This window comes from Kitasatospora sp. HUAS MG31, assembly GCF_040571325.1.
GTDB lineage: Bacteria > Actinomycetota > Actinomycetes > Streptomycetales > Streptomycetaceae > Kitasatospora > Kitasatospora camelliae.
Genome location: NZ_CP159872.1, coordinates 766,354 through 780,888 on the forward strand (window position 1 = coordinate 766,354; position 14,535 = coordinate 780,888).

The 14,535-nt window shown below is 74.6% G+C and carries 11 protein-coding genes; 7 read left to right on the forward strand and 4 right to left on the reverse strand.

From position 1 onward, the window contains the following. The first annotated feature begins 83 nt into the window (after positions 1-83). The 5 genes from hypE to ABWK59_RS03705 all read left to right on the forward strand — a co-directional run bounded on the left by hypE (position 84) and on the right by ABWK59_RS03705 (position 5,066). The gene (hypE, locus tag ABWK59_RS03685; RefSeq protein WP_354644816.1) at positions 84-1,073 is read left to right on the forward strand and encodes a hydrogenase expression/formation protein HypE; all 990 of its coding nucleotides are present in this window, start codon (positions 84-86) and stop codon (positions 1,071-1,073) included. 127 nt (positions 1,074-1,200) lie between these two features. Next, positions 1,201-2,508 carry a diacylglycerol/lipid kinase family protein gene (locus ABWK59_RS03690; RefSeq protein ID WP_354637843.1) on the forward strand — a complete coding sequence of 436 codons (1,308 nt, stop codon included), beginning with the start codon at positions 1,201-1,203 and terminating at the stop codon, positions 2,506-2,508. Between the two features lie 145 nt (positions 2,509-2,653). Further along, positions 2,654-3,178: a SigE family RNA polymerase sigma factor gene (locus ABWK59_RS03695; RefSeq protein WP_354637844.1), complete on the forward strand. Its 525-nt coding sequence runs from the start codon at positions 2,654-2,656 to the stop codon at positions 3,176-3,178. Further along, positions 3,178-3,954: a hypothetical protein gene (locus tag ABWK59_RS03700; protein ID WP_354637845.1), complete on the forward strand. Its 777-nt coding sequence runs from the start codon at positions 3,178-3,180 to the stop codon at positions 3,952-3,954. Before ABWK59_RS03695 ends, ABWK59_RS03700 begins: the two co-directional genes overlap by 1 nt. A 515-nt stretch (positions 3,955-4,469) precedes the next feature. Next, on the forward strand, positions 4,470-5,066 hold the full coding sequence (locus ABWK59_RS03705; RefSeq protein ID WP_354637846.1) for a CBM20 domain-containing protein: 597 nt from the start codon (positions 4,470-4,472) through the stop codon (positions 5,064-5,066). A gap of 192 nt (positions 5,067-5,258) precedes the next feature. Here the strand turns inward: ABWK59_RS03705 and ABWK59_RS03710 are convergent, their stop codons facing one another. Next, positions 5,259-5,561 (reverse strand): hypothetical protein, encoded by a 303-nt coding sequence (locus ABWK59_RS03710; protein WP_354637847.1) that lies wholly within the window; start codon positions 5,559-5,561, stop codon positions 5,259-5,261. Positions 5,562-5,751: 190 nt separating this feature from the next. On the opposite strand from ABWK59_RS03710, the gene ABWK59_RS03715 reads away from it, so the two are divergent. Continuing rightward, positions 5,752-6,993 carry an NAD(P)/FAD-dependent oxidoreductase gene (locus tag ABWK59_RS03715; protein ID WP_354637848.1) on the forward strand — a complete coding sequence of 414 codons (1,242 nt, stop codon included), beginning with the start codon at positions 5,752-5,754 and terminating at the stop codon, positions 6,991-6,993. A 4-nt stretch (positions 6,994-6,997) separates the two neighbouring features. Here ABWK59_RS03715 and ABWK59_RS03720 read toward each other — a convergent pair whose 3' ends face one another. Next, positions 6,998-8,068: a hypothetical protein gene (locus tag ABWK59_RS03720; protein ID WP_354637849.1), complete on the reverse strand. Its 1,071-nt coding sequence runs from the start codon at positions 8,066-8,068 to the stop codon at positions 6,998-7,000. A 521-nt stretch (positions 8,069-8,589) separates the two neighbouring features. Between ABWK59_RS03720 and fusA the strand changes: the two genes are divergently transcribed. Then, positions 8,590-10,689: an elongation factor G gene (gene fusA / locus ABWK59_RS03725; RefSeq protein WP_354637850.1), complete on the forward strand. Its 2,100-nt coding sequence runs from the start codon at positions 8,590-8,592 to the stop codon at positions 10,687-10,689. 89 nt (positions 10,690-10,778) lie between these two features. Here the strand turns inward: fusA and ABWK59_RS03730 are convergent, their stop codons facing one another. Continuing rightward, on the reverse strand, positions 10,779-13,475 hold the full coding sequence (locus ABWK59_RS03730) for a cation-translocating P-type ATPase (RefSeq protein WP_354637851.1): 2,697 nt from the start codon (positions 13,473-13,475) through the stop codon (positions 10,779-10,781). Then, positions 13,472-14,371, reverse strand: a complete 900-nt coding sequence (locus ABWK59_RS03735; protein WP_354637852.1) for a polyphosphate kinase 2 family protein — start codon at positions 14,369-14,371, stop codon at positions 13,472-13,474. Before ABWK59_RS03735 ends, ABWK59_RS03730 begins: the two co-directional genes overlap by 4 nt. Positions 14,372-14,535: the final 164 nt, after the last annotated feature.

Here is a 14,535-nt window from a genome sequence, read left to right on the forward strand (position 1 = left end):
CCCGTTCCCCGGAGGCCGGTGAGGCGCCCGACTTCTCCGGCTGGAGCTGCCCGCTGCCGCTGCGGGACCACCCGCGGGTGGTGATGGGCCACGGCGGCGGCGGGGCGATGTCCGCCGAGCTGGTGGAGAACGTCTTCGCGCCGGCCTTCGGCGGCCTGGTGCTGGCGGCGCTCGGCGACTCGGCGACCCTGCCGGTGGGCGGCGAGCGGATCGCCTTCTCCACCGACTCGTTCGTGGTGCGTCCGCTGTTCTTCCCGGGCGGCAGCATCGGCGACCTGGCGGTCAACGGCACCGTCAACGACCTGGCGATGAGCGGCGCCAGGCCGCTCTGGCTCTCCTGCGGGTTCATCCTGGAGGAGGGCGTGGAGATGTCCGTGGTCGGCCGGGTCGCGCAGGCGCTCGGCGCGGCGGCCCGGACGGCCGGGGTCGAGGTGGTCACCGGTGACACCAAGGTGGTCGAGGCCGGCCGCGGCGACGGGATCTACCTCAACACCGCCGGCATCGGGATCGTCCCGGACGGGGTGGACATCCGCCCGCAGCGGGCCAGGCCGGGCGACGTGGTGATCGTCAGCGGCGAGATCGGACTGCACGGCGTGGCCATCATGAGCGTCCGGGAGGGCCTGGAGTTCGGGGCCGCGGTGGAGAGCGACTGCGCGGCCCTGAACGGGCTGGTGGAGGCCATGCTCGCGGTCGCCCCCGATCTGCACGTGCTGCGCGACCCCACCCGGGGCGGGCTGGCGGCCGCGCTCAACGAGATCGCCGCGGCGGCCGGCGTCGGCGTGGTGGTCCAGGAGCGGCGGGTGCCGGTGCCGGACCAGGTCGCCAACGCCTGCGCGATCCTCGGGCTGGACCCGATGTACGTGGCCAACGAGGGCAAGCTGGTCGCCTTCGTGCCGCGTGAGCGGGCCGACGCGGTCCTCGCGGCGATGCGGGCCCACCCGCTGGGGGCGGCGGCCGCCGTCATCGGCGAGTGCGTCGGCGAGCACCCGGGGATGGTGGTGGCCCGGACGCCGCTGGGCGGCACCCGGGTGATCGACCTGCCGCTGGGCGAGCAGCTGCCGCGGATCTGCTGACCGCGGCCCGCCGCCACGCGCGGGATCCCTCGACCAGGGGGGATCCCGCGCATGGCGGCGAGTATCGCGCTACCGTCCCTCGGGCATGATCGAGACAGAGGGGTGGGGGACAGTGAGGGAGCCGCGGATGTTCGGGCCCAAGGAGCAGGCGGGCCGGGCCCGGCTGCTCGCGAGAGTGGCGCTCGGCTGCGGAGTCGTCGCGGTGCTGTTGCTCGCGGCGATGATCAGCCTGCGCGGGATCGGACTGGTGCTGGTCGGCCTGGTGGGTCTGGGCGTGGCCGCCGCCGGCGTGTGGTGGGCGCTCGCCTACCGCGGCGGGGTCCGGGTCCTGGGGTCGGCACTGGTCGTGGTGGCGCTCGGCCTGGTACTGGCGCTCTTCATCCAGAGCGGCCTCTGGGCGCCCGTCTCCGGCGCACTGCTGCTCTGGGGCTGCGCGATGGCCGCCTCGGACCGGGCGATGCGGCTGACCCGGCCCGTCCACGAGATGCTCGCCCGGACCGCCGAACCGGCCAAGCGGGCCGTGCTGCTGATGAACCCGCGCTCGGGCGGCGGCAAGGTCGGCAAGTTCGACCTGGTGGCCAAGGCCGAGCGGCTGGGCGCGCAGGTCATCCTGCTGGACGCCTCCACCCACCAGGACGTCGCCGCCCTCGCCCGGCAGGCCGTGGCCGACGGCGCCGACCTGCTGGGCGTCGCCGGCGGCGACGGCACCCAGGCGCTGGTGGCCGAGGTCGCCGCCGAGCACGACCTGCCGTTCCTGGTGATCTCCGCCGGCACCCGCAACCACTTCGCGATGGACCTCGGCCTGGACCGGGTCGACCCGTCCCGCTGCCTGGACGCCCTGGTGCACGGCGTCGACCTGCGGGTCGACCTCGGCACGGTGGCCGGCCGCTCCTTCGTCAACACGGTGTCCTTCGGGGCGTACGCCGAGATCGTGCAGTCCCCCGCCTACCGGGACGCCAAGGCCGGCACCGCCCTGGAGGCCCTGCCCGAGCTGCTGGCCGGTCAGGCCGGCGCCCGGATCAACGCGGTCGCCGACGGCATCAAGCTCAACCAGCCGCAGGCGCTGCTGGTCAGCAACAACCCGTACGACACCCGGGACCGGCTCGGCGGCGGGCGACGGCCCCGGCTGGACACCGGCCGGCTCGGGGTGCTCGGTCTGCGGGTCGAGGGGGCGGTGCAGGCGGCGGCGCTGGCGCTGGGCGGGCAGTCGGTGGGCGTCACCGCGCTGACCGCGCGGGAGGTGCTGGTGGCCTCGCCCGAGCCGCAGATCCCGGTGGCGGTGGACGGCGAGTCGCTGGTGCTGCCGGTGCCGGTGATCTGCACGCTGCGGCCCGGCGCGCTGCGGGTCCGGGTGCCGCGGGACCGGCCGGGGACGCCGCCGACCGGGCTGGTGCGGAACTGGCGGCTGCTCGGGGCGCTGGCGCTCAACCGGTAGGCGGGGGCCGGGGGGGGTGAGATTGCTCCCGGGCGGGGGATCGGGACGGGACGGAGGTGGGCTACCGACTGGTAGGCTCCCGGCCTCACCCCTGCGCCCCCGCGCCGCATGCGCACACCTCGGATCGGAAGACCTGGCCACCGGCATGATCGTCGACCGGGCGTCCACGGAGTTCCACGAGTTCTTCGAACGCCACCACGCCGAACTGGCGCGCCTCGCCCATCTGCTGACGGGCGAGGCCGACGCCGCCGACGACCTCGCGGCGGACGCCATGGTGGCGCTCTGGCACCGCTGGGACCGGGTCCGGCGCGCCGACCACCCGCTCGCCTACGCCCGCGGCGTGGTCGCCAACCTGGCCCGCGGCCGGATCCGCGGCGCGGTCCGCGAGCGCCGCCGGGTCCTGCTGTTCTGGTCGCACCGCTCCGAGCGCGCCGACGGCCCCGACGTGGCCGCCGTCCTGGACGTCCGGGACGCCCTGGCGCGGCTGCCGTTCCGCAAGCGGGCCTGCGTGGTGCTGCGGCATGCACTGGACCTCTCCGAGCGGGAGACCGCGCAGGCGCTGGGCGTCTCGGTCGGTACGGTGAAGAGCCAGACCTCCAAGGGGATGGCGGAACTGCAACGGCTGCTCGGCGCGCGGGCCGCCGACGAGCTGGTCGGGAGGAGGAGCTGATGGACGATCTGCGGGAGCGACTGAAGGCGGCGGCCGAATCCCACCGGCCCGACCGGGCGCGGATGCTGGCCCGGGTCGAGCGCGGGATGGCCGGCGGCCCGGCCGGGCGGAGCGACGGACGGGGCGGACGGGGCGGACGGGGCGACTGCAACGGGCGCGACGGGTGGCGGGCGGCACGGTCCGGGCCGCTGTCCTGGCCGCGGGTCGTGCTGGCGACGCTGGCCACCGCCGGCGTTCTGGTGGGCGGCGGGCTGGCGGTCGCCGGGATCGTCCAGGGGCCGGGGGCGGCCGCATCGCGACCCGGGACGCAGACGGGCCCGGCGGCGACCGGGTCACCGACGGCGGGCGGGTCACCGGCCGCGGGCGGGGGGAAGCAGTCCGGGGGAAACCGGATCGCGGACGGTCCGCTGTGGTCGGACGGCTCGGTGGATCCGCACAGCACGGCGTACTGGGCGCAGAGCAACCTCACCCTCAAGACCGGCGAGCAGCTCACCGCGCTGACGGTCGAGCTGAGAATCGCCCTCACCGGCGGGGTGCAGGACACCGGGCACTGGCAGACCCGGGCCGCCGAGGACTTCGACACCACCGTCCGCGAGGAGTCCGGCTTCCTGGTCTACCGCTGGACGCTCCGCCCGGGACGGACCGTACCGCCCGGTGAGCACATGTTCGCAGGCCAGTACAACCACGCTGCGGGCGGGCGCGACGCCAAGGACGACACGTACCGGATGGACACCGGATCCGCGGCGGTTTGGGGGGACTTCGCCCCGACCCGCTGAGACCGGCCGGCCATTGAGGGGTGGGTGAAGGAGGGGCGAGAGCTATCGGCCCGCGACGCTGCCCCCCCCCCCCCCCCCCCAAGGGCCGGTCGGTCTGCGCCTGCCGAGCTGGGGTCGGGGGCGCTTTCCGGCCGTTCTGCGGCGGCGCGGGGCGGGTGGTGGGGTCTCGTGCGTTGCGGGGAGGTTTCGGGAGGGCGGATCCGGGAGGGCCGCGGGGTTCCTGCCGCTGGTGACGGTGGTGACGCCGCCCGGCTGGTGCGGTGGGGGCACGTGGCCGAGAATGAGCGACGCTTTCGCAAGTTTCTGCAAGAGTTTGCAGCCTCTGAACCGACGACCGGAGGCAGTCGATGGGTGTGGTGTTGCGGGGTTCCCTTTCCAGGCGCGGCCGTTCCTGGGGGGCGGGGGTGCTCGTTGCGGCGGTGCTGACGGTCCTGCCGGCGGGGACGGCTGTGGCGGGGACGGGGAGTGCGGCCTTGCCGGTTCAGGCGGTGGGGGCTGTGCAGGCGGTGCGGGCCGTGACGTTCGAGGTCGCTGCGGACACCGCGTACGGGGAGACGGTGCTGGTGTCCGGCAGCACGGCGGAGCTGGGTGCCTGGGATCCGGAGCGGGCGGTGCCGCTGAGCACCTCGCCGGGAAGCTACCCGCGGTGGTCGGCGGAGGTGGCGCTGCCGCCCGGCGGGCAGATCCAGTACAAGTACCTGCGGCGGAGCCCCTCGGGCGCGATCGTGTGGGAATCGGTGCCGGACCGCTCGGCGTACCTCTCCCCCACCGGCGCGATCACGCTGGACGACCGCTGGAACGTGGCGGGCGGGCAGCCCGTCGTCACCGTCTTCAACGCCGCCGTCGACACCCGCTGGGGCCAGGAGGTGTACGTCACCGGGGATCTGGCGGAACTCGGGGGCTGGGACCCGGCGAAGGCCGTACGGCTGACCACCGGTGCGTTCGTCTACCCGGAGTGGACGGGGTTCGCGTCGCTGCCGCCGAACACGGCGGTCCGGTACAAGTACCTGACGAAGTCGGCGGACGGGGTGGTGACGTGGGAGGACGGACCTGATCGGACGGCGACCACGCCGCCGACGGGGACGTTCACGGTGCGGGACGCTTGGCGCTGAGGGCTCGCCGGGTGCGGGGGCTCGCCGAGTGCGTGGGGACGGCGGGACGGGGGTGGAGCGGTGGGAGGGTGCGGGTCGGGGGTGGTTTCTCGCGCAGTTCCCCCGCGCCCCTGAAAACTGAAAGGCTCGCCGAGTGCGCGCCGGATGGCTCGCCGGGTGCGTGGGGCGGCGGGTGTGTGTGTGGGGGGGTGGCTATTGGAGGCCGAGGGCGGCGCGGAGGCGGTTGCGGGTGGCGGCGGCGGCGCTTCGGGTGACGGCGTCGTCGGTGGCGAGGGCGTGTTCGAGGAGGGCGTCGGCCGCCTCCACCACGGCGGCGGGCATGGTGACCTCGCGGAGGCCGAGCAGGCGGGTGGCCGCCCGCTGGCCGGAGGAGGCGGCCTGGTCGTGGTCGGCCGGCGGGGGCGGTGCCGGCTGGTGGCGGGGGACCGGGCGGCCGACGGGCCGGGGCATTCCGTCGACGTCGAGGGGGTGGCGGGGCTCGTTGATGACGGTCATGCCTGGTGAACTCCGTTCGGTGCCGCCGGGTTACGCCGCACACCGTCCGTCCGGGGCGCGGGCTGCCTCCCGCGCGGGCCGTGCGCCGCCTCCGCGCCGTCCGTCCGCGCGTCAGGCGGGACCGGGAGCGTCCCGGCGATCACACTGGGTCCGCGAGAGGCGGCACGGTACGGCGGACGGGAGGACCCCGGTGCGGGCGGACGAGGTGGCGGACGTGGCCGTGGTGGGCGCGGGCGTGGCGGGCCTGGCGTGTGCCCTGGACTGCGTGGCCGGCGGCCTGCGGGTCCGGGTGCTGGAGGCGTCCGACGCGGTCGGCGGCCGGATGCGGACCGACGTGGTGGACGGCTTCCGGCTGGACCGCGGCTTCCAGGTGTTCAACACCGCCTACCCGCAGGTGCGTCGGCGGATCGACCTGCGCGCGCTGCGGTTGCGCCCCTTCACGCCCGGGTTCGTGCTGGCCGGCTCGCGGGGGCGGTACCGGTTCGCCGATCCGACCCGCCGGCCCGACCAGGCGGCCGACCTGCTGCCGGGCCGGCTGGCGCCGCTGCGGGACACCGTGGCGCTCGGCCTGTTCAGCGCCCGGGACATGGTGCTGCCCGCGGCCGTGCTGCGGCGCGGGCGGGACGTCCCCGCCGAGCGCTGGCTCCGGGACGCCGGGCTGTCGGAGGTGACGGTCGACCAGGTGCTGCGGCCGTTCCTGGCCGGGGTGTTCCTGGAGGACGGACTGGAGACCTCCAGCCGGATGTTCCACCTGGTGTGGCGCAGCATGCTGCGCGGCAGCCTGTGCCTGCCGGAGCGGGGCATCGGCGCCGTCCCGGAGCAGTTGGCGGAACGGCTGCCGGACGGGGCGGTCACGCTGGACGCGCGGGTCTCCGCGCTGACCCAGGACGGGGTGCGGCTGGCCGACGGTTCGGCGGTGCCCGCCCGGGCGGTGGTGGTGGCCACGGAGGCGGCCGCGGCCGCCCGGCTGCTGCCCGGCCTGCTGGTCCCGGCGCAGCGTACGGTGACCACCTTCTACCACGCGGCCCCTGCCAGCCCGCTGCGGGAACCGACGCTGCTGGTGGACTCGGACCGGCGGCTGCTCAACTCGGTGGTGCTGTCGGAGGTGGTGCCGGGCTGCTCGCCGGACGGCCGGGCGCTGGTGTCGACCTCGGTGCTGGGCTCGGGGGCCCAGGAGGCGCAGGTCCGGGCGCGGCTCGCCGAGCTGTACGGGGCCGGCACGGACGGCTGGGAGTGCCTGGCCGCGTACCGGATCCCGGGCGCGCTGCCGGCGATGCCCGCGCCCCATCCGCTGATCCGGACCTCCCGTCACTCCCCGGGCCGGTACGTCTGCGGGGACCACCGGGCCACCGGCTCGGTGCAGGGCGCGATGGCCTCGGGCACCCGGGCCGCGCGGGAGGTGCTGGCGGACATGGCGGCGAGTCGGCTGTAGGGGCTCAGGCCGGGCCGTCCAGGGTGAGGACGGCGTCGATCTCGGACAGCAGGGTCGGGGTGGGGACCAGCGCGGAGAGGAGGAAGTTCTCCGCCAGGATCTCCTCGGGGTGGTGGAGTCCGGTGGTGGCGTTGCGGCCGATCCGGTCGAGGTACTGCCACCACAGGCCGCTCCTGCGCGACATCGGGTACGTGAGCGGGCGGCCGTGGCCGTCGCTCGCCGCCGCCCAGCCGTCGGCCGTCTGCTCGATGGCGAGGAAGTGCCAGGCGCGGTAGTCGACGAGGCTGCCGCCGTCGTACGGCCGGTCGGCCAGCAGGACGGGCAGCAGGGCGCGCTCCTGCTCGGCGCCCGGTCCTCCGCCGTCGCCGTGGCGGTCGGTCACCTTGAGGGTGACGTAGACGTCCAGCTCGGGTGCGTCCGGGTGGGTGATCCTGAGGTCGGCCATGGTGGCGGGCGAGTCGGCCTCGGGCCAGGGGACGTCGGGCAGGGCGACGGCCCGTCCCGTCCGGGCGTAGCCGACGAGGGCGTAGAGCTCCTCGCGCAGGTTGGGGTTGTTCTTGCTGATCAGGTGGAACAGGGCGCGGACCAGCAGGTCGCGCAGGGCGACGGTGGTGCGGCGGGCCTGCGGTGGGTCGCCGCCGGTCGGGGGTCGCAGTGCGCCCGCCAGCTCGCCGGCGGGCAGCACGACGGTGTGCAGGTGGCGGGTGTGGGCGGTGCGGCCCTCCTCCCGGCCGGTGGTCTTCACCAGGTGGAGGGTCTCGGGCAGGAAGAAGGACCAGCCGGCCAGCAGGTGGTCGATCTCGGCGACCACCGTCCTGAGCGCCGCGGTCTCGGCGTCCTCCCAGGTCAGCACCTGGGAGGCGGCGTGTTCGAGGTACTGCTCCTCGGTGACGGCCGTGGCCTCGGTGGCCGAGCCCGTCCCGGCTCGCAGGTCGAGCCGGGCACGGCGGTCGAAGGGGCTCTGCTGGGCCACGAAGGCGTCACGGGAACCGAGCAGCCGGCGGCCGGTCGGCACCGAGGCCGCGTGGACGACGGAGCCGGCGATGACTCCGATCCGGGTGTCGTCCAAGGCCATTCCGGTAACCCCTTCAATCCGCGTTTCACCCGTTCAGGGCCATGCCAGGCACCCATGTCTACCAGTGGTCCGCACCCAAACAGAAGGGTCTTCACCCGATCGTGGCATGCACACGAATCAAACCTCCACGAGGAGCCCCAACCCCCTGACATGACGTTCCGTCGGGTCCGCGACCACCGGAGACCGGGGCCCCGGAAAACCCGGTGCCGTCGCCGTCCGGCCCGTCCTACACTCGCCACCGACCGCGCTCCGCCGTCCGGGCGGCGCGCTTCCGTGACCTGTGAGGGGAGACCGCCGTGCGCCACCGCACCGCTGTTGTCGTCCCCCGGGCGCGGTTCGAGGTGATCCTGGTGTCTCCGTCCGTCCGGTACCGGCTGCGCGCCCCGTACCGGATGACCGTGACGAGCACCTGACGTCCCGTCGGCCCGCAGCAGGGCCGCGCCCGCGCGGCCGAGCCGCCGCGCCGTCTCGTCCGGGAATCGCGCCGACCCGATTCCGGATCACCCGAAAGGCCACCGGCCGTGCGTACCGACCTGAACCGCCTGCCCGTCCCCGCCACCACCGCCGTCTCCGAGGTCCGCAACCTCGGCATCCTCGCCCATGTGGACGCGGGCAAGACCACCGTGACCGAGCGGATCCTGTTCCTCACCGGCGCCACCCACAAGCGCGGCGAGGTGCACGAGGGCACCACCGTCACCGACTTCGACCCGCAGGAGCGCGACCGCGGCATCACCATCTTCGCCGCCGCGGTGAGCTGCGCCTGGGACGGTCACCGGATCAACCTGATCGACACCCCGGGCCATGTGGACTTCGCCGACGAGGTGGAGCGCTCGCTGCGGGTGCTGGACGGCGCGGTCGCGGTGTTCGACGCGGTCGCCGGGGTGGAGCCGCAGAGCGAGTCGGTGTGGCGGCAGGCCGACCGGCACGGGGTCCCGCGGATCGCCTTCGTCAACAAGCTGGACCGGGCGGGGGCCGACCTGGACGCGGCGGTGGCCTCCATCCGCGAGCGGCTGCACCCGGTACCGCTGGCGGTGCAGTTGCCGATCGGCCGGGAGGAGGGCTTCACCGGCGTGGTGGACCTGCTCCGGATGCGGGCGCTGGTCTGGCCGGCCGGCGGCGGGGCCGCCGAGGACCTGCCGGTGCCGGAGGACCTGGTGGCGGAGGCGGGGCTGCGCCGGCGGCGGCTGGAGGAGGCCGTGGCCGAGCGGCATCCCGGGGCCCTGGAGGAGTTCTGCGAACGGTCCACGCTGTCCGCGGACACCCTCCGCGCGGCACTGCGCGAGCTCACCCGGACCGGTGAGGCCGTGGTCGTCCTGTGCGGCTCGGCCTACCGGAACCGGGGCATCGAGCCGCTGCTGGAGGCCGTGGTGGCCTACCTGCCCTCGCCGCTGGACGTGCCGCCGGTGCGCGGCACCCTGGACGGCGAGGAGCGGGAGCGGGCGGCCGACCCGGCCGGGCCGCTGGCCGCCCTGGTGTTCAAGGTGAACTCCACGGGCACCGGCCGGCTGACCTACCTGCGGGTCTACTCGGGGACGCTGCGCAAGGGCGACGCGGTGCTGGACGCCGGCGCGCGGCGGACCGAGCGGATCGCCCGGATCCTGCGGGTGCAGGCGGACCGGCACGAGGAGGTGGCGTCGGCGCGGGCCGGGGACATCGTCGCGGTGGTCGGGCCGAAGGCGGCCCGGGCGGGTGCCACCCTGTGCCCGCCCTCGGACCCGCTGGTGCTGGAGCCGCCGACCGTGGCCGAACCCGTGGTCACGGTGGCGGTCGAGGCCCGGCGGGCCACCGACACCGACCGGCTGGCGGCGGCGCTGGCCCGGCTGGTGGAGGAGGACCCGTCGCTGGTGGTGCGGACCGACCCGGAGACCGGGCAGACCGTGCTGTCGGGGATGGGCGAGCTGCACCTGGAGGTCGCGGTGGAGAAGATCCGCCGTGCCCAGGGGCTGGAGGTCGCGGTCGGCCGGCCGCAGGTCGCCTACCGGGAGACCGTCCTGCGCGGGGTGTCCGGGCTGGTCTACCGGCACGTCAAGCAGGACGGCGGCGCCGGCCAGTTCGCCCAGGTGGTGCTGGACGTCGCTCCGCTGGGGACGGCCGACGCGGGGGAGGGCGGGGCGGCGGCCGAGGGGTTCGTCTTCGCGTCCACCGTGGTCGGCGGCCGGGTGCCGAAGGAGTACGTCCAGGCCGTGGAGGCCGGCTGCCGGGACGCGCTGGCGGAGGGTCCGCTCGGCGGCCACCCGGTGACCGGGCTGCGGGTGACCCTCACCGACGGCGCCACCCACGCCAAGGACTCCTCGGACCTGGCGTTCCGGACGGCCGGGCGGCTCGCCCTCCGCGAGGCGCTGCGGGCCGCGTCCATGGCGGTGCTGGAGCCGGTGGTCGAGGTGACGGCCACCGTGCCCGAGGAGGCGGTCGGCGGGGTGCTGGGCGACCTGGCGGCCGGGCGCGGCCGGGTCAGCGGCCAGACCTCCCGCGGTGGTACGGCGGTGGTGACCGCCACCGTGCCGCTGGCCGAACTGTTCGGCTACGCGACGCGGCTGCGCAGCCGGACCCAGGGCCGGGGCACCTTCGCCTCCCGGCCCGCCGGGTACGCCCAGGCGCCGGCCGTACCGCAGCAGCGCTGACAGCGGCGGTCCCGCGGCGGCGCTGACGCCGGCGTGACGGCCGGGGCCCGCTCGTGACCCCACGAGCGGGCCCCGGCCCGAAGCCCGGTCTACGCCGGGCCGCGGCGGCCGACCAGCTTGCCGAGTTCCCAGAGCACCAGCAGGGTCAGCGCGGCCAGCACGGCCCACCCGAACTGCTGGACGGTCAGCTCGGTGGTGCCGAGCATCCGCCGGAACCCGTCCATCTGGGTGACCATCACCGCGAGGGCGAGCTCGGCGAGCGCGGCCCAGTTCATCTGCTTGCTGTCGAAGGTGGTCGGGGTGAGGACGGAGGCGGTCTCGCTGCGGCACTCGAAGGCGGCGACGATCAGGCAGAGCGCGAAGGCGGTGAAGGCGATCGAGCTGCCGGTCTCCACGCTGCCGTAGCGGTGCTCGCCCAGTTTGATCAGGCCAAGAAGCATCACCGAGAGGGCGAGGCCGGCCAGGCCGACGGTGAGGATCAGCGGCCTGGTCAGCACCGACTCGCCGCGCGGCCGCGGAGTGCGGCGCATCAGCCCGGGGCTCTCCTGGTCGAAGCCGAGCGCGAAGCCGAAGGGGGCGTTGACCACGAAGTGGATCCACAGCACCTGCGGCGGCGGGAAGGGCTCGCCGGCGGCGATGTCGAGGATGGTGGCGCCGAGGAAGGTGAGGACGAAGGTGACCAGCAGCAGCAGGACGAACCGGATGTACTTGGCCAGGTTGTCGTAGAGCTTCCGGCCCTCCTCCACCGCGAAGACGATGGTGGCGAAGTTGTCGTCGGAGAGGATCATGCGGCTGGCGTTCTTGGCCACGTCGGTGCCGCTGCCCATGGCGATGCCCATGTCGGCGGCCTTGATGGCGGGGGCGTCGTTGACGCCGTCCCCGGTCATCGCCACCACCTCGCCCTTCTTCTTGAGGGTGTTGGCGAGCAGCACCTTGTGCTCGGGCGCGACCCGGCCGACCACGCCGATCCGGTCGATCCGCTCCAGCTGCTCGCGCTCGCTGAGGGCGGCGAACTCGGCGCCGAGGACGGCCTCGCCGGGGATGCCGAGCTGCCGGGCGATGGCCTCGCCGGTGGTGACGTCGTCGCCGGTGACCATGCGGACCCTGATGTGGGCGGCCTGGGCGCTGGCGACGGCGGCCTTGGACTCGGCGCGCGGCGGGTCCACCATGCCGACCAGGCTGGTCATCCGCAGGTCGGTGACCAGGGCGAGCAGGTCGCCGTCCGGGTCGAAGGCGGCGGGGTCGAGGTCGCGGACGGCGGCGGCCATCACCCGGCGGCCCTCGCCGCCCATCCGCTCGATCTGCTCCTGGGCGCGCCGGCTCAACTCCCCCTCCCAGGGGACGGTCCCGCCGGCGGCCAGCGCGCCGGTGGCGCGGGCCATCACGGCGGGCGCGGCGCCCTTGACGAAGCACCGGACGACCGGCCGGCCGTCGGCGTCCTTGGCCTCGTTGAAGGTGGCCATCAGCTTGTAGTCGGGGTCGAAGGGCAGGGTGGCGAGCCGCGGGTAGCGCTCCCGGGTGGACTCGATGTCCAGTCCGGCCTTGTGGCCGAGGACCAGCAGCGCGCCCTCGGTCGGGTCGCCGACCACCGTGCCGTCCACCAGCTTGGCGTCGCTGGCGACCAGGTACGGGACGACCGCGTCCTCGATGCCGCCCGAGGAGCCGGCGGCGTGGTGGACCTTGCCCTCCAGGCCGTAGCCGGTGCCGGAGACGGTGTACCGGTCGGTGGGGCTGAGCAGCTCCACGGCGGTCATCTGGTTCATCGTCAGGGTGCCGGTCTTGTCGGAGTTGATCGCCGAGGTGAAGCCCAGGGTCTCCACCGACGGCAGTTCCTTGACGATGGCGTTGCGCTTGGCGAGGTTGAGGCTGCCGACCGAGAGGATCACCTGGGTGACGGTGGGCAGGGCCTCGGGGATGGCGGCGATGGCCAGCGAGACGGCGCTGACGAACAGGGTGTCCCAGTCCTGGCCGCGGGCGCGGCCGAGGGCGAACATCACGACCATGGTGAGTCCGGCGGCTCCGGCGATCCACAGGGTGAGGTTGTCGAGTTCGCGGGTGAGCGGCGACTCCTCCTTCTCGGTGGCCGAGAGCATGCCGGAGATCTTGCCGAGTTCGGTGCCGGCGCCGGTCCCGGTGACCACCATCAGGCCGCTGCCGTGGGTGACCGGGGTGTTCATGAAGGCCATGTTGGACTGGTCGCCGGGGCCGAGGCCGCCGCTCGGCAGGGTGCCGGTGTCCTTGGCGGCCGGGGTGCTCTCGCCGGTGAGCGCGGACTCGTCGATCTGCAGGGCACTGGCCGTCACCAGCCGGCCGTCGGCGGGCACCTGGTCGCCGGCGGCGAGCAGCGCCACGTCCCCGACCACCAGTTGCTCGGCGCCGATCTCGGACTCGGTGCCGTCGCGGCGGACCCGGGCGGTGGCCTTCATCATCGACTTCAGCGCGTTCATGGCACTCTCGGCCTTGCCCTCCTGGCGCAGCCCGACCACCGCGTTCAGCAGGGTGAGCAGCACCAGCAGGATGCCGGTGCTCCACTGCCGGATGGCCAGCGAGACCACGGCCGCGGCGACCAGGATGATCTGCATGTAGCTGCGGTACTGGTCGAGGAAGCGCAGCCAGCCGGGCCGGGTCTCCTCCTCGGGCAGGGCGTTCGGGCCGTGGGCGGTGAGCAGTTCGGCGGCCCGGGCGGAGGTGAGGCCGGTGGCGGGGTCGACGCCGAGGGCGGCCGCGACCTCCTGCGGGTCGCGGGTGTACCAGGGCGCGTCCGCCTCCTCCGGCCGGGAGGTCACTGCACCTCCCGTTCGAGGTCGCGCCGGGCGGTGAGCAGGGCTTCCAGTTCGTCGGGGCTGACGGTCGGGTACTGCGGGTCGATCTGCATCAGGGTGTGGCCGAGGACGGCGGCGGCGCAGATCCGGGCGAACCACTTGCGGTCGGCGGGGATGACGTACCAGGGCGCCCACTCGGTTCCGGTGGCGGAGAGCACCTCGGAGAAGGCCCGCTGGTAGTCGTCCCAGTAGCCGCGCTCGCGGACGTCGGCGGCGGAGAACTTCCAGTTCTTCTCGGGCAGGTCGATCCGGCGCAGGAAGCGGCGGCGCTGCTCCTCCCGGGAGAGGTTGAGGAAGATCTTCACCACGGAGAAGCCGTTGTCGGTGAGGTAGCGCTCCCAGTCGTTGATCTCGCGGTAGCGGCGCTCCCAGACGTCGGGGCCCTTGGCCTCCGCGGGGAGCCGCTGGCGGTCGAGGTTCTCCGGGTGCACCCGGACCACCAGGACCTCCTCGTAGTGGGAGCGGTTGAAGATGCCGATCTCGCCGCGGCCGGGGAGGCGGCGGGCGTACCGCCACAGGTAGTCGTGGCCGAGTTCCTCGGTGGAGGGGACCTTGAAGCTGCTGACCCGGACGCCCTGCGGGTTGAGCCCGCTCATCACGTGCCGGATGATGCCGTCCTTGCCGGCGGCGTCCAGGGCCTGCAGGCAGACCAGGACGCCGCGGGAGTCCTGGGCGGCGAGCCGGGCCTGGTACTCGGCGAGGGTGACCACGCCCTCGCGGAGCAGCTCGATGCCCTCGTGCTTCTTGATGTCGGCCTTGTACCGGGGGTCGAAGTCCTCCTCCAGGTCCACCTCCGACCCGGGTTCGACCCGCAGCGGCTCGATGAAGCGTGCGATCCGCCTGGCCCTCGTGTCCGCCATCGGTGCCCGTCCTTCCGGTGCCGGGTGGCCGGCCGGTGGCCGGGTGGCCCGGACGCGACCGCAGTTCCAGATCAGGCTCGGCCCGGTGGCGGGAGGGCGTCAAACCCTCGGGGGCCGATCGGTGGGCGGCGCCGCGGGGCCGTGCACACCGGGCTCGGCGCCGA

Bases quoted from the DNA above. Each gene is read 5' to 3' on its own strand.
- ABWK59_RS03700 (WP_354637845.1), top strand. From the start codon at position 3,178: ATGGACGATCTGCGGGAGCGACTGAAGGCGGCGGCCGAATCCCACCGG.
- ABWK59_RS03710 (WP_354637847.1), bottom strand. From the start codon at position 5,561: ATGACCGTCATCAACGAGCCCCGCCACCCCCTCGACGTCGACGGAATG.
- ABWK59_RS03690 (WP_354637843.1), top strand. From the start codon at position 1,201: ATGTTCGGGCCCAAGGAGCAGGCGGGCCGGGCCCGGCTGCTCGCGAGA.
- hypE (WP_354644816.1), top strand. From the start codon at position 84: ATGGGCCACGGCGGCGGCGGGGCGATGTCCGCCGAGCTGGTGGAGAAC.
- ABWK59_RS03735 (WP_354637852.1), bottom strand. From the start codon at position 14,371: ATGGCGGACACGAGGGCCAGGCGGATCGCACGCTTCATCGAGCCGCTG.
- ABWK59_RS03695 (WP_354637844.1), top strand. From the start codon at position 2,654: ATGATCGTCGACCGGGCGTCCACGGAGTTCCACGAGTTCTTCGAACGC.
- ABWK59_RS03720 (WP_354637849.1), bottom strand. From the start codon at position 8,068: ATGGCCTTGGACGACACCCGGATCGGAGTCATCGCCGGCTCCGTCGTC.